The organism is Armatimonadota bacterium (genome assembly GCA_036504095.1).
Classification (GTDB): Bacteria; Armatimonadota; DTGP01; order JAKQQT01; family JAKQQT01; genus DASXUL01.
The window spans coordinates 182,484-196,021 of record DASXVS010000048.1 but is presented as its reverse complement, the minus strand read 5'-3'; the positions used below and the strand labels follow the sequence as shown (position 1 = coordinate 196,021).

The following is a 13,538-nucleotide window of genomic DNA, read 5'->3' as shown; positions in this document are numbered from 1 at the left end:
TGCCCGTTATAATGATTGAGGCCCCCAGAATCCTGGACTCGGGCCGTTTTTCATCGGAGGTCCGCGTCACCGCGGATTACGTTACATGACCCTTGGCCAATTGATATCCGATATGCCTCCCGGCACGCTGGCGCCCGTCGGCGCGCCGCCACGCCTCGACGCTCAGATTGACAGCATCGTCTACGATTCCCGCCAATCCGCGCCGGGCACAGTGTTTGTCGCCATGGTGGGAGAGAAGACCGACGGCCATCGCTTTCTGCCCGCCGCCGTCGAGGCGGGGGCCGTCGTCGTGGGAGAAGACGAAGATGCGCTCAGGGGCTGCGGCGGCGTTGCCTTTCTCACGCCGAATTCCCGCCGCGCGATCGCGGAATTGGCGTGTTCGCTCTACAGCCACCCGTCGCGCGAGATGGACGTCATCGGCGTGACCGGCACGAACGGCAAGACAACCACCGTCCACCTCATTGAACGCCTTTACGCCGGCCTCGGATTCAGCACGGGCCGTATCGGCACCCTGGGCGTGAAGATCGGCGATATAGAGGAAGAGGGCGCCCATACCACACCGGAAGCCCCGGACCTCCAGCGGACGCTCCGTCGGATGGCGGACGCAGGGGTGAAGAAGGTAGCGATGGAGGTCTCCTCCCACGCTCTCGCGCAGGACCGGACGTGGGGCATCGTATTCCCGACGGTCGTGTTCACGAACTTGACCCAGGACCACCTCGACTACCATCACGACATGGAGGAGTACTTCGCCGCCAAACGCCGCCTGTTCACGGAGTATGAGTTGTCGGAGGGCGCCGCGGTTCTGAACGCGGATGACCCGTATGGGCGGAGGCTGGCGGAGAATTGCAGCCGTGAAATCTCCATGTACGGAGTCAACGACGGAGCCGCGCGCGCAACGGACGTTCGCCTCCTCCCCGGAGGGTCGGAATTCACGCTTCAGATCGGCCAGAGATTCCAGCACGTCCGCCTGATGCTGCCCGGCCTCTTCAATGTTTACAACGCTCTCGCGGCGCTGACGGCCGTTCACAGTGACGCGTCACAGGATCCGGAGCGCCTGCCCGCGGTCCTGGAGACTCTCACCGGCGCTCCCGGACGCTTCGAGGCGGTGGACGAAGGCCAGGACTTCGCGGTTCTGGTGGACTATGCGCACACACCGGACGCGCTGGAAAACGTGCTCAGGGCCGCACGAAAAATCACCCCGAATGGCCGCGTTCTCGCCGTCTTCGGGTGCGGCGGCGACCGGGATCGCACCAAACGGCCGCTGATGGGGCATATCGCCGGCGAACTCAGCGACCTTGCTTTCGTGACCTCGGACAACCCGCGCACGGAGGAACCGCAGGCCATCGTTGCCGAAGTCGTGGCGGGCATGGCGGGCCAGCACAATTACGCCGTAGATCCGGACCGCCGCGCCGCTATCCACGCCGCAATCGCCGAAGCGCAGGCAGGCGATACCGTCGTTATTGCCGGGAAGGGCCACGAGGACTACCAGATACTCGGCACAGTGAAGCACCACTTCGACGACCGCGAGGTCGCGCGCGAAGCGCTGAAACTACGGAGGAGCCAGGCGTGAAACCCATCCCGGCGATGAGAGTTGTCACCTCCACCGGCGCCCAGGTCCTCGGGCGGCCGCCGTTCGGGGCCTTCCTTTCGGTGTCCACCGATACCCGCACGCTGGAACCCGGCGCGCTGTTCATCGCTCTGCGCGGCGAGAACTTCGACGGTCACCGTTTCCTCGGCAAAGCCGAGGAGCGTGGCGCCCTGGCAGCGATCGTGGATGAGGCCGGCATCGCCGAATACCCGTGCGACCTGCCCATCTACATTGTCAAGGACACCCTCAAGGCGTACGGAGACCTCGCGTCGGGGTATCGCCGTCAGTTTTCCATACCCGTGGTGGGCATCACCGGTACGGTGGGAAAGACGACAACCAAGGATTTTACGTCAGCGATCCTGGGCGCGCTTGGCCCGGTCGTCGCGACGGAGGCCAATTTCAACAACGATGTCGGCGTGCCCCAAACGCTGTTTGGCATCACCGATAACACGGCGGCGGCCGTGGTCGAGATGGGGATGCGTGGCGCCGGACAGATCGCGCGCCTCGCGGCCGTAGCGGAGCCGACTTGCGGCATCATCACAACCATCGGTAAGACACACTCCGAGTTCTTCGCCGATGGCGAGGCAGGTGTCGCCCGGGCAAAGACCGAGCTGCTGTGGGGGCTTGCGGACGGCGCACCGGTCGGCCTTCCGGCGGAATCACCTTGGCTTGAGAGCGTTCTTCGCCCTGCCGCCAAAGGGCCGGTCACCACGTTCGGGATGGCCGCCGGAGACGTTCGCGCCGAGGACTATCGCCTTGTTGACGGTGGCGCGGCGTTCCGGATTGCCTCGCCGGAAGGGCATGTGGACGTCCATCTCTCCGCGCCGGGCCGTCACCTCGCCTTGAACGCGGCCGCAGCTTTTTGTACGGCGATCTGGCATGCGGTGCCTCTGGAAGCCGCCGCCGAAGCGTTGGCGTCGGTTTCGCTCGGGAAGCACCGTCTGCAAGTCCACCATGCCCCGGGGGGCTGGACGGTTATCGACGACAGTTACAACGCCGGTCCCGAATCAACCCGCGCCGCGCTGGAAGTCCTTCACGACTGGCCCGCGAAACGGCGGTTCGCCGTGCTGGGCGATATGCGTGAGCTTGGCCCGGCCGCGGAAGCCGAACACATCGCGCTGGGTGTCCCGGCAGCGCGGACCCTCGACATGCTCGTCACGGTTGGCGAACTGGCGTCCTTCATCGGCGAGGCCGCCTTCGACGCCGGGCTGTCGAAGTGGATCCACGCGGCGGACGCCGGCTCTGCCGCCGAAGCAGTGGAATCGCTGCTGCGGGAAGGCGACGTTGTTTTGGTCAAAGGCTCGCGCGCCCTCGCGCTGGAACACGCGGTGGAAGGCTTGGTGCAATGACCTTTACCGGCAAACGCATCGCCGTCATCGGCGCGGCCCGGACCGGCGTGGCGGTGGCGCAGGCTCTCGTCCCCCGCGGCGCTTCGGTCTGCGTGCTGGACGGCAAGCCGGAGGCGGAGCTTGCGCTCGCCGCGGCGGCCCTTTCCGCCGCCGGCGCAACCAGTGTATGGGGGCGGGACGACGGCCCCGAGGTCGCCGCCGCGGACATCGTGGTCCCCAGTCCGGGCGTCCCGAAACATGCTCCCGTCCTCCGAGGCGCGGTTGAACGCGGCCAGACCGTCTGGTCCGAGCCGGAAGTTGCCTGGCGGATTTCGGCCGCGCCGATCATCGGCATCACCGGAACCAACGGCAAGACGACCACGACGGCGCTCCTCGGCCGGATGCTGGCCGATGCCGGTCTCGATGCGCGCGTCGGCGGCAATATCGCGCCGGGGCGACCGCTTATCGACCTGGCCGCGGACGCTCCGGCAGACGCCTTCCTGATCGCGGAATTGTCCTCGTTTCAACTGGAGTGGATCGACGGGTTCACGCCGTTAATCGGCATCATAACGAATATCACCGAGGACCACCTGAACCGCCACAAGACGATGGCCGAATATACGGCTATGAAGGCCCGCCTGTTCGAGAACCAGACGCTGGCGGAACACGCCATCGTCAACGCCGATAACCCGCTCGCGCTGGACGTGGGGAGATCGTCCAAAGGTACGCTCTGGACCTTCAGCCGGACCACAGCGGTCGAGCGTGGCGCGTTCATGCGGAGCGGGGATATGGTGTTCCGGGATGGCGAAACCGAGACCGAGATTGTTCACGCCTCCAAGATCCGCATTCCCGGATCGCACAACCGCGAGAATGCTATGGCCGCCGCCATCGCTGCACGCATCGTTGGAGTGCCTGTTGATAGCTTGGCGCGTACGCTGCGAGACTTCGCGGGGGTTGAGCATCGCATGGAGGTCGTCGCCGAGATCGATGGCGTCACCTATGTCAACAACTCGATGTGCACAAATCCGGCTGCGCTGGCCAGTTCTCTGAGCGCTTTCTGGCGTCCGGTCGTCCTCATCGCCGGCGGGGCGGAGAAGGGGCTGGATTTCGCGCCGGTTCCGCCCATGATGGCCGCCTGGTGCCGCGCGGTCTTTACTATCGGTGATTTCGGCCCGGATCTGGCTGCGATGGCGGAAACCGCCGGGGTTGAGCCGGTACGCCATTCGGGCGACCTGGCCTCGGCTCTCGCGGAGGCTGTCAAGGTAGCCCAGGCGGGCGACGTCGTAATGCTTGCGCCCGGTTGCGCGAGCTTTGACCAGTTCGCGGATTTTGAGGACCGGGGCAATCAGTTCAAGGCTCTGGTGAAGGCTCAGGCGGCAAAATGACATCTGCACAATCGCGTGGACGTTCGGGTGGGCGGAGAGAACCGGTGGGAGCCACCGCGCACGTTCCAGTGCGTCCGGTTGACCCGTGGCTCCTGCTTGTAATCCTCACACTGGTGTTCGTCGGCACGTTTTTCGTGTTCGACGCCAGTTATGTGAAGGCCATCGAGACGAGCTTCACGAATAACGATCCGTTCTATTTCATCAAGCGCCAGTTGGTGTGGGTGGTCGTGGGTTTCGCGGCATTCGGCTTCGGCATGAAACTGGGGTACTGGAATCTCCGTCGCGTCGCGCCGACGCTCCTGCTGATCGCCTTTCTATTGCTCATCGCCGTCCTTATTCCCGGAATCGGGAGGAAGATCGAAGGCGCGCGCCGGTGGATGCAGTTCGGGCCGGTGCGGTTGCAGCCTTCGGAAGTCGCCAAGATATTCCTGATGATTTTCGTCGCGAATTACCTTGCGCAGAACCCGCGGAGCATCCGGCGCCTCCAGGACGGCTTCCTGCCGATTCTGGCGCTGATTGGGGTGGTGTGCGGGCTGATTCTGATCGAACCGGACATGGGGACGATGCTGGCAACGGTCGGCGTGTCAACCGCTCTGCTGTTCGTGGGCGGCGCGAGGGGGAAGCATATCGCCATGTTCATCGCCGGCGGGGTCGTGGCGGTGGGGTTGTTGTGTGTCATCGAACCCTGGCGTATGGAGCGCCTGCTGGCGTTCCTGAACCCGTGGCACGACCCGGACGGCTCCGGTTACCAGGTGTTGCAGGGGCTGGCGGCACTCGGCTCGGGCGGAGTGTTCGGGCTAGGTCCCGGCGAGAGCCGCGCCAAATGGCTCTACCTCCCGGCGGAGCACACGGACTTTATCTTCGCGATTATCGGCGAAGAGATCGGGCTCCTCGGTGGACTGGGGATTCTCGGCCTGTTTCTATTCCTCGCGTGGAGGGGGTTCGTTATTGCCGGAAAGTGCACCAACCGGTTTGGGCGCCTTCTGGCCATCGGGATTGCCTTAACCATCGGCGGCCAGGCGATGATGAACATATGCGTCGTCTGTACGCTGCTGCCGGCCACAGGGGTTCCGCTTCCGCTCATCTCCTTTGGCGGCTCATCTCTCGTGCTCACGATGTTCGCGTTGGGAGTGCTGACCGACATATCACGGCGGCCCAAGCTGCCATGGGACAACGAAGATCATGACAGTGGTTCTAACCGGCGGTGGGACCGGGGGCCATATATACCCGGCTCTGGCGATCGGCGTGGCTCTCGAAAAACGGGGCGCGTCCCTCCTGTTTATCGGTAACGAGAAGGGGCTTGAAGCCACCCTCGTGCCGGAGCACGGCGTTCATTTTGCCGGCATCACGACGAAGGGGTTCGGCCCGCACGGTCTGAAGGAATTCGTGGCCGGGACATACGCCGTTGTCCGGGGCATGAGGCAGGCGAACCGGTACCTGGCGAGAGAGCACGTTGAGGCCATCGTCGGGACCGGGGGCTATGCTTCGGCGAGCGTGGTCCTGGCCGGCGCGCTGAGGGGAATTCCCATCGTGCTGCACGAGCCCAACGCCGTCGCCGGAAAGGCGAATCGCTGGCTCAGCATTTTCGCGGCGCGGGTTGCCCTGGGATTCACCGCGAGCGGTCAACGGCTGCCTCCTCGCAAGTGCGTTGTAACCGGCGTTGCCGTGCGCACTCCGCCGGCGCCCGCGGACGTCACGGAGGCACGGGCTCGATTCGGCCTTGCGCCCGACCGCCCCACACTGCTGGCTGTCGGTGGAAGCCAGGGGGCCGTCGCGCTGAACGAGAACCTCGTGAAGTCGCTGGATTACCTTGGCGCGATGGGGTTTCAGGTGCTGCATCAGACCGGGCCGCAGCACTTTGAGGAGACCACTCAGGCGGAGTGGGCTCGCCGGCCGTATTACCGGGCGGTGCCGTACATCGAGGATATGCCGGCTGCGTACGCCGCCGCGGACGTCGCCATCTGCCGGGCAGGCGCGTCCACCGTCGCCGAACTGGCCCTTCACGGCGTGCCCGCCGTTCTGGTGCCGTTTCCGCACGCCGCGGACGACCACCAGCGGGAAAACGCCCGCATCTTCGAGGAGGCGGGCGCCGCGTTCGCCGTCGATCAGAAGGACTTGAATCCGGGATCGCTGTGCGCCTTGCTGGAGAGGCTTCGGGGCCCAGGAAAGCTGGCGGCCATGAGCGAGGCCATGCGCGCGATCGCCCGGCCCCGCGCCGCCGACGACATCGCCCGGCTCGCGCTCACACTGGCCGGGCGCGAACAGGCGGACGCGCCGGAAACGGCGCAGCCCTGAACGGGCGGCGTGGGACAGCACGATATTCGCAAGATAATCGGAGCCGGAGCATGACATCCGGCTCCGCGGCACGTTGATATAGATGTCGCGCCGCAGTGCGCGCTACTGAAGGGATTGAGGACACTGAACTACCATTTTGTGGGCATCGGCGGCATCGGAATGAGCGGATTGGCGCGTATCGCCATCTCGCAGGGCGCCGTCGTCTCCGGATCGGATAAGGCCGACTCGCACATACTCGCGGAACTTCGTGCCCTGGGCGCGACCGTAGCCGTCGGCCATTCGGCGGAGAACGTTCCACCCGGCGCCATCGTCGTCACGACCGACGCCATCAAGGGCGCCAACCCCGAGGTTGACGCCGCCCGCGCCCGCGGCCAGGAGGTCATCCGCCGCTCCGAACTCCTCGGCCGGATGATGGAGCGCCACGAAGGCATCGCGATCTCAGGCACCCACGGAAAGACATCCACAACGGCGATGGTCGCCCGCATCATGCTGGAGAGCGGGTTGGATCCCAGCGTCGTCGTTGGCGGGGAAGCGCTGGGCGCGGACCGGACGGCCCACGCCGGAACCGGACGGTATTTTGTCGCGGAGGCCTGCGAGGCATATGGCTCCTTTGTGCACTTGGCGCCGCGCATCGCCGTCGTGACCAACATCGAGGCCGATCACCTGGATTTTCACGGCAGCCTGGACCACATCCGCGCCGCGTTCCGACAGTTCACCGGCATGGTAATCGAGGGCGGCGTGGTCGTCGCCAACGCGGACGACGTGGAGTCCGCGGCGTTGGCCGGCGATTGCGCCTGTCGCACAATCACCTACGGCTTGCGGAGCGGCGACTGGCGGGCGATGAACCTTAGCTTCAAGGGCATGTCAAGTCGCTTCGATGTCTACCACCAGGGAGAAGCGGTCGCAACCGTCCATCTTGAGGTTCCGGGCGAGCACAACGTTTCGAACGCGCTCGCGGCGTTTGTGGTCGGTGTGGAGGTTGGCCTGGCGGCGCGGCAAATCGCGGATGCGCTGGGAAGCTACCGTGGGGTGGGGCGCCGGTTCGAGCTTCTCGGCGAACGCGACGGCGTGTACGTTTACGATGACTACGCCCATCATCCGACGGAGGTGCGCGTGACGCTTTCCGCAGCCCGGCGCGCCTTCCCAGGACGCATCATCGCCGTCTTTCAGCCTCACCTCTATTCACGAACGCGCGACTTTCTGGACGATTTCGTCGCGGCGTTCAATGACGCGGACGCCGTGATCGTCACGGAGATCTTCAAATCACGTGAAGAGCCGATTCCGGGCGTTTCGGGCCGCGCCATCGCCGACGGCATCGTCCGCCGCACTCCCGGGAAGACGGTCCGGTTCGTGGAGGACAAGGCCGAAGTGCCGGCGCTGGCCCGTTCGTTCGCCAAAGCCGGCGACGTTCTCATTGTGATGGGCGCCGGCGATATCCGTGCGGCCGGCGAGGCGTATGTCCGGGGGGATGGGGCATGACATTGGAGCGCGCCCCTCAACCGTCTATCCAGGGGGAACTGCTTCGCGATGAGCCGATGGCTCGCCACACGTCATTTCGAATCGGTGGGCCGGCCGACCTCCTGATCCTCCCCGCTTGCGAAGACGACGTTGTGGAAGCCATCCGCTGGGCCGCGGCATCCCGGATGCCGGTCACCGTCCTCGGAAACGGCACCAACGTCCTCGTCTCGGACCTCGGGATTCGGGGCGTCACCCTGCTGATCGGGCGCAGCCTGGCGAGCATTGAGATTCATCGCGAAGAGTTGCGCGCTGGCTGCGGCGCTCCGCTGATGAAGGTTGCGTTCCGCGCCGCTCGCGCGGGGCTCACCGGGATGGAATTCGCGGAAGGCATCCCCGGCACGCTGGGCGGCGCGATTTTCATGAACGCCGGGACGCTGCTCGGCGAGGTCAAGGACTGCATGGTGGATGTGCGCGCCGTAACGCGCGGTGGTGAGGTTGTGACCCGCACCGCCGCCGAGCTCGGTATGGCCTACCGTGCCTCCAGGTTGTGCGAAACGCGTGACGTGTTGCTCTCGGCGCGGTTCCTCCTGCGTCCGGCTTCGGCGGACGAGGTTCAGGCGACGATGGCGCGCATGCGGGAGCGGCGCCACAGAACGCAGCCGCATTGGGATCGCTCCGCGGGGTGTGTGTTCAAGAATCCCGGCGCCGGGTTGTCCGCCGGGCGCCTGCTCGATGAAGCAGGGGCGAAGGGCATGTCCGTCGGCGGCGCGGTTGTCTCGGATCGTCACGCGAACTTCGTCGTGAACGCGGGAGCGGCCACGGCGCAGGACGTAGTGACCTTGATGGGAACGATGCGCGAGTTGGTGCGGGAACGTGACGGATCGGTCCTCGCGCCGGAAATCGAGTTTGTTGGCGAGTGGCCGGAGCCGCCGCTCGGGGCAGGAGACACTGAGTGACGGCAGAGCGGAAGCTACGGGTTGCGGTATTGGTGGGCGGCGATTCAGCGGAGCGGGAGGTCTCGCTTCGCACGGGTGAACAGGTGATGGCCGCGTTGAGCGTCGCGCGCTACGACGCCTTCGTCGTGGACGCGCTCGCGCTGCGGGGAATCGACGGCGCACAGGCGCTCTGGGAGCGGCGGCCGGACGTCGTCTTCATCGCGCTGCACGGTCCGCACGGCGAAGACGGTTCTGTGCAGGGCCTGCTCGATCTCCTGGGCCTGCCCTATACCGGATCGGGTGTGCTGGCATCCGCGCTGGCGATGGACAAGGCGATGTGCAAGCGGGTGTTGCGCGGCGAGGGGATCCCGACTCCGTGGTCCCTTGCTGTTACGTCCGTTCCGGAGTGTCCCGAGGAGTTGCCGGTGCCCCTCGTCGCGAAGCCGAACGCGCAGGGCTCGAGCTTCGGAATGAGCATTATTCACGCGCATCGGGAGGTCGCCGCGGCGGTCGATCTGGCGCTGCAATTTGACAGTGTCTGCCTGCTGGAGGAATTCATCACCGGAACCGAGATAACGGTATCGGTTCTGGGCAACGGGGACGCTGTGGCGCTGCCTGTCATAGAGATCATCCCGAAGGCGGAGTTCTATGATTTCGACTCCAAATACCAGGCGGGCGGAAGCACGCACATCATCCCGGCGCGCATCAGCGATGCCGCGGCGGCGAAGGCGCGGGAATATGCGCTGCGCTGCCACTCTGCGCTTGGATGCCGCGGAATGAGCCGGACGGATATGATTGTTAATGGGGATGACGCCGTGGTGCTGGAGGTCAACACCATTCCCGGCATGACTCCCACCAGTCTCCTCCCGGACGCGGCGCGCGCCGCCGGGATATCGTTTTCCGAGGTGCTGGACCGCTTGATCGCCAGCGCCCTCGCCGGACATACGACGGATAACTGACCGTGAAACGCCAACGAAAACCTGTACGAAAACCGGAACGCGCGGATCTGCTGGCTCACAAGCCCGTGCGCGCTCCATCTGCGTCCGGGCACACGCCGCGTTCCTCTGCGTCGCCGCGGCGGCGCAACCGTTACCGCGTCCCGCCCGTCGTGGCCTGGAATGCCCGGCTGCGCGGTTTTCGAAACCTGCTCTTCGTTGCGCTTCTCGGTGAGGCTCTGTGGTTGGGCGCGACGTCTCCGCTGCTGGTCGTTCGCAAGGTCACCGTCACCGGCGCGACGGTCCGCCCGCCGGATGAGATCCGCAGGGTTGCGCGCCTCACGAAGCCAATGAACCTGTTCCGCGCGCCGACCGGCAAAGCGGTTCGTTTACTGGAGGCGCTGCCGGAGATCGCCTCCGCGCGCGTCGAGCGCCATCTGCCCGATTCCCTGGCGGTGATTGTCAATGAGCGCGTGCCGCTGGCGAGCGTTCTCACGCCCCAGGGCTGCTGGGTGATGGACGGTGGCGGGATCGTGTTCCGGAGCGTCCCCGCGCCACTGGCCTTTGTACCCGTGTTCGCGATGACTCCGGCCGCTCCGATCGTGGTCGGGAAGCCGCTTCCCATCGCTGCCCGGGGCGCGGCCCTGGCCACCCTGAAGGGAGTGGCCAGGCTTCCACTCGCGCGCAACGTTCGGGTCCACCTGGAAGCCAACGGCGACGTGTGGCTTCAGAACTCGAACGGGCTGAAGATACGGCTAGGGCAGCTGGACGACGCCCCGGACAGGCTTCCTCTTACCGAACGCATGCTCACCGGGCCGAACGGGCGGGACCTGATCTCAAAACTGCTCGTCCTGGACATGACATCTCCCGGGAACGAGTATACAAAGCGGCGCCCGGAATTCCAGGATTATCACTTCGACGGGAGCCGGAGCAAATAGCGGCCTGGACGCTCCACGCTATCTGTTAGCTGTTTTGTCGGATGAATATGAACACACAAAACCATGTGCAGGATAAGGCCAGCATCGTGCAGCGCCATTGGCTCTGGCAGGTGACTGCGCTGGCGCTGTTTCTTGGCGCCATTCTCGGCGCTTCGCTGCGCGCCCAGGAGAACTTTCGGAAGAACAATATCTTCCCGAACCGCAACGGCGTCCCTCAGGTTGAGTACAACAGGCAGGTGAAGGCCAACACCGCCCTCCAGGCTGAGATCAAGCGCCTGAACGAGGAGAAGCGCAAACTCACGGAAGGGTATTCCGGCGGGGCGAAGGTCGCCACGCTCAAGGCGGAACTCCGGGACACGATGGCGTTCGCCGCGCTCACGCCCATCGTCGGGCCCGGCGTTACGATCACGCTGAACGATGTGCCGCCGGCGAAGCGCAAGACGATGGGCCTCGCGGTGGATGAGTCCAATATCCACGATGTGGATGTTTTCGAGGTTGTCAACGAGTTGCGCGCGGCGGGCGCCGAAGCGATTGTGATCAACGGCCAACGGCTTTCGGCGGTATCGCCGATTCGCTGTGTGGGCAACAGCGTTCTCATCAACGCCACGCCGGTGGGGATGCCCCTCCGAATCAGCGCTATCGGCAATCGCGATGGACTCTATAGCTCGATCATGATGAACGGCGGAATTATGGACCCCGAGAACTCGCGCTTGGCGCTGCTGAACATGATCTCGATTACGAAGGAAAAAGAGATAAGGGCCCCGGCGTATTCGGGGCCGACGGCCCTGCGCGCCGGAAGGCCCCAGTAAAGGCCGCCAAGCCTTGACGCCCCGGTCTCCAGACAACAAGATGAAGTAGGGAATGTCGATCACGCGGTCGTATCCGGAGCGGATCCATTGACGAACAGGATAAACCCAGCAACCCATACCCACCACTACGCGGCGAGGCTCTCATCGGTCCTGCTGCCCGTGCTCGCGTTTGCCGCGGGCTTCGGCGCGTTTTATTCCTGGACCAGCCTTGAGGTGTCCACGCAATGGGCGGGGTATCTCGCGCTCGCTGTTCTGGCCGGAATCGACTCCGTTCTCGGCGGTGTCCGCGCCGGAATGGAGGGCAAATTTCACAGTGACGTCTTCCTTTCCGGCTTCGTACTGAACACGGTTATCACCGTCGCGTTTGTGTGGTTTGGCGACGCCATCGGCATCCCGGAGCTTTACGTGGCGGCCGTTGTGGTTCTCGGCTGGCGGATCTTCCTGAACAGCTCGCTGATCCGGCGCTTTTTCATCGAACGTGGCCGCGCCAGCCGGGCGGCCCTGGAGTCCTCGCTGAGCGCGGAACGGGGCATGCCCCCCGTCGCTTCAGATTCCGGCTCCGACACCTTACCAGGAAACGACATCGTTGGCGCGCAATAAACCTAAAATCGTAGTTGGACTGGATATCGGCACCACCAAGATATGCTGCGTGGTCGGCGAAACGGATGCCTCGGGATCACTGACCATCCTGGGATCTTCCCTGGTGCCGTCCGCCGGAATCCGTCGCGGCGTCGTCGCCGATATCTCTGACGCGGTGGCGGCCATTCGCGACTGCAAGGATGAGGCGGAGCTCGCAAGCGGGGTCCATATCGAAACCGTCACCGTAGGCATCACCGGCGAGCATCTCACCAGTTTCAACTCGAAGGGCGTCGTGGCAATCAATAACCCGGCGCAGGAAATCAGCGCCGAAGACGTTGACCGCGTGATGGAGAACGCCCGCGCGATTGTCCTTCCACCGGACCGCGAAATCCTGCATACCATCCCGCGCGGCTTCATCGTCGATGGTTTGGACGGTGTCGCGCGCCCGGAAGGCATGTCGGGGGCCCGGCTCGAGGCGGACGCTCACATCGTAACTGGCGCGCGCACTTTCATCGACAACGTGCTCAAATGCGTTTACGCCGCCGGGCTTCAGGTGGAGGGTGGGGGAGTCGTCCTTGGCCCACTGGCCACCGCCGAAGCGGTGCTGCTGCCTGCCGAACGCGACCTGGGTGTAGCGCTGGTCGACATTGGCGGCGGCACCACGGACGTGGCCATCTTCACCAACGGCGCCATCGCCCACACCGGCGTGGTTCCCATCGCGGGGGAACACGTCACGCGCGATATCGCTGTTGGCATCCGCGTGGACCCGCTGGAAGCCGAGCGATTGAAGGTGGACTGGGGCGCCGGGCTGACCGACCTCCTGACGGAAGACGAGCTTGTGGACGTTACGCACCTGGGCGAGCAAAGCCAGTCGCAGATTCCCCGGAGCATCCTCGCCGAGATCATCGAGGCGCGCATGATGGAGCTCTTCGAAACGTTGCGCGATCAGATCCGGAAATCGGGGTTCGGCTCCCAGATTCCCGCCGGCACCGTCATCACCGGCGGCGGATCGCGGCTTCACGGAACCGACAAGGCCGCTCAGGAGATACTGGACTGCCCCGTCCGAATCGCCATGCCATCCGAGCAGATCGGTGTCGTGGATCCCGTGAACAGCCCTCGATACGCCACGGCCGTAGGGCTTGCCCGTCTTGCCGCGCGTGCCGCCCGGGACGTAGAGCCCGAGGAATTCGCGGCCCGGCCCCATCCGCGCGGCCTCCTGGGCCGGCTTCGGCGGTGGCTCTCGCGCTCCTGAACGGCTCGCGTTTTCCTTCCGCCCCGCCGCCTGATC

12 protein-coding genes are annotated in these 13,538 nt (G+C 65.1%); all 12 read left to right on the top strand.

Translation table 11 applies throughout. From position 1 onward, the window contains the following. Positions 1-85: 85 nt before the first annotated feature. The 12 genes from VGM51_12300 to ftsA all read left to right on the top strand — a co-directional run bounded on the left by VGM51_12300 (position 86) and on the right by ftsA (position 13,502). A complete protein-coding gene (locus VGM51_12300) occupies positions 86-1,570 on the top strand; it encodes a UDP-N-acetylmuramoyl-L-alanyl-D-glutamate--2,6-diaminopimelate ligase (GenBank protein ID HEY3413816.1) in 1,485 nt (494 codons plus the stop codon). After that, positions 1,567-2,937 carry a UDP-N-acetylmuramoyl-tripeptide--D-alanyl-D-alanine ligase gene (gene murF, locus VGM51_12295; protein HEY3413815.1) on the top strand — a complete coding sequence of 457 codons (1,371 nt, stop codon included), beginning with the start codon at positions 1,567-1,569 and terminating at the stop codon, positions 2,935-2,937. Before VGM51_12300 ends, murF begins: the two co-directional genes overlap by 4 nt. Continuing rightward, positions 2,934-4,301: a UDP-N-acetylmuramoyl-L-alanine--D-glutamate ligase gene (gene murD, locus VGM51_12290; GenBank protein HEY3413814.1), complete on the top strand. Its 1,368-nt coding sequence runs from the start codon at positions 2,934-2,936 to the stop codon at positions 4,299-4,301. Before murF ends, murD begins: the two co-directional genes overlap by 4 nt. A gap of 44 nt (positions 4,302-4,345) precedes the next feature. Further along, positions 4,346-5,590, top strand: coding sequence for a putative lipid II flippase FtsW (ftsW, locus tag VGM51_12285; GenBank protein HEY3413813.1), 1,245 nt, complete (start codon positions 4,346-4,348; stop codon positions 5,588-5,590). Continuing rightward, positions 5,484-6,596 (top strand): undecaprenyldiphospho-muramoylpentapeptide beta-N-acetylglucosaminyltransferase, encoded by a 1,113-nt coding sequence (gene murG / locus VGM51_12280; protein ID HEY3413812.1) that lies wholly within the window; start codon positions 5,484-5,486, stop codon positions 6,594-6,596. The genes ftsW and murG overlap by 107 nt, the downstream gene beginning before the upstream one ends. 114 nt (positions 6,597-6,710) lie before the next feature. After that, positions 6,711-8,075, top strand: a complete 1,365-nt coding sequence (gene murC / locus VGM51_12275; protein HEY3413811.1) for a UDP-N-acetylmuramate--L-alanine ligase — start codon at positions 6,711-6,713, stop codon at positions 8,073-8,075. After that, complete coding sequence (gene murB, locus VGM51_12270) at positions 8,072-9,010, top strand: UDP-N-acetylmuramate dehydrogenase (protein ID HEY3413810.1); 939 nt, start codon at positions 8,072-8,074, stop codon at positions 9,008-9,010. Before murC ends, murB begins: the two co-directional genes overlap by 4 nt. Continuing rightward, on the top strand, positions 9,007-9,948 hold the full coding sequence (locus VGM51_12265) for a D-alanine--D-alanine ligase (protein ID HEY3413809.1): 942 nt from the start codon (positions 9,007-9,009) through the stop codon (positions 9,946-9,948). Before murB ends, VGM51_12265 begins: the two co-directional genes overlap by 4 nt. A gap of 2 nt (positions 9,949-9,950) precedes the next feature. After that, positions 9,951-10,862 (top strand): FtsQ-type POTRA domain-containing protein, encoded by a 912-nt coding sequence (locus VGM51_12260; protein HEY3413808.1) that lies wholly within the window; start codon positions 9,951-9,953, stop codon positions 10,860-10,862. 47 nt (positions 10,863-10,909) lie between these two features. Next, on the top strand, positions 10,910-11,671 hold the full coding sequence (locus VGM51_12255) for a DUF881 domain-containing protein (protein ID HEY3413807.1): 762 nt from the start codon (positions 10,910-10,912) through the stop codon (positions 11,669-11,671). A gap of 87 nt (positions 11,672-11,758) precedes the next feature. After that, positions 11,759-12,271 (top strand): small basic family protein, encoded by a 513-nt coding sequence (locus VGM51_12250; GenBank protein ID HEY3413806.1) that lies wholly within the window; start codon positions 11,759-11,761, stop codon positions 12,269-12,271. Beyond that, complete coding sequence (gene ftsA / locus VGM51_12245; GenBank protein ID HEY3413805.1) at positions 12,258-13,502, top strand: cell division protein FtsA; 1,245 nt, start codon at positions 12,258-12,260, stop codon at positions 13,500-13,502. Before VGM51_12250 ends, ftsA begins: the two co-directional genes overlap by 14 nt. Positions 13,503-13,538 lie beyond the last annotated feature (36 nt).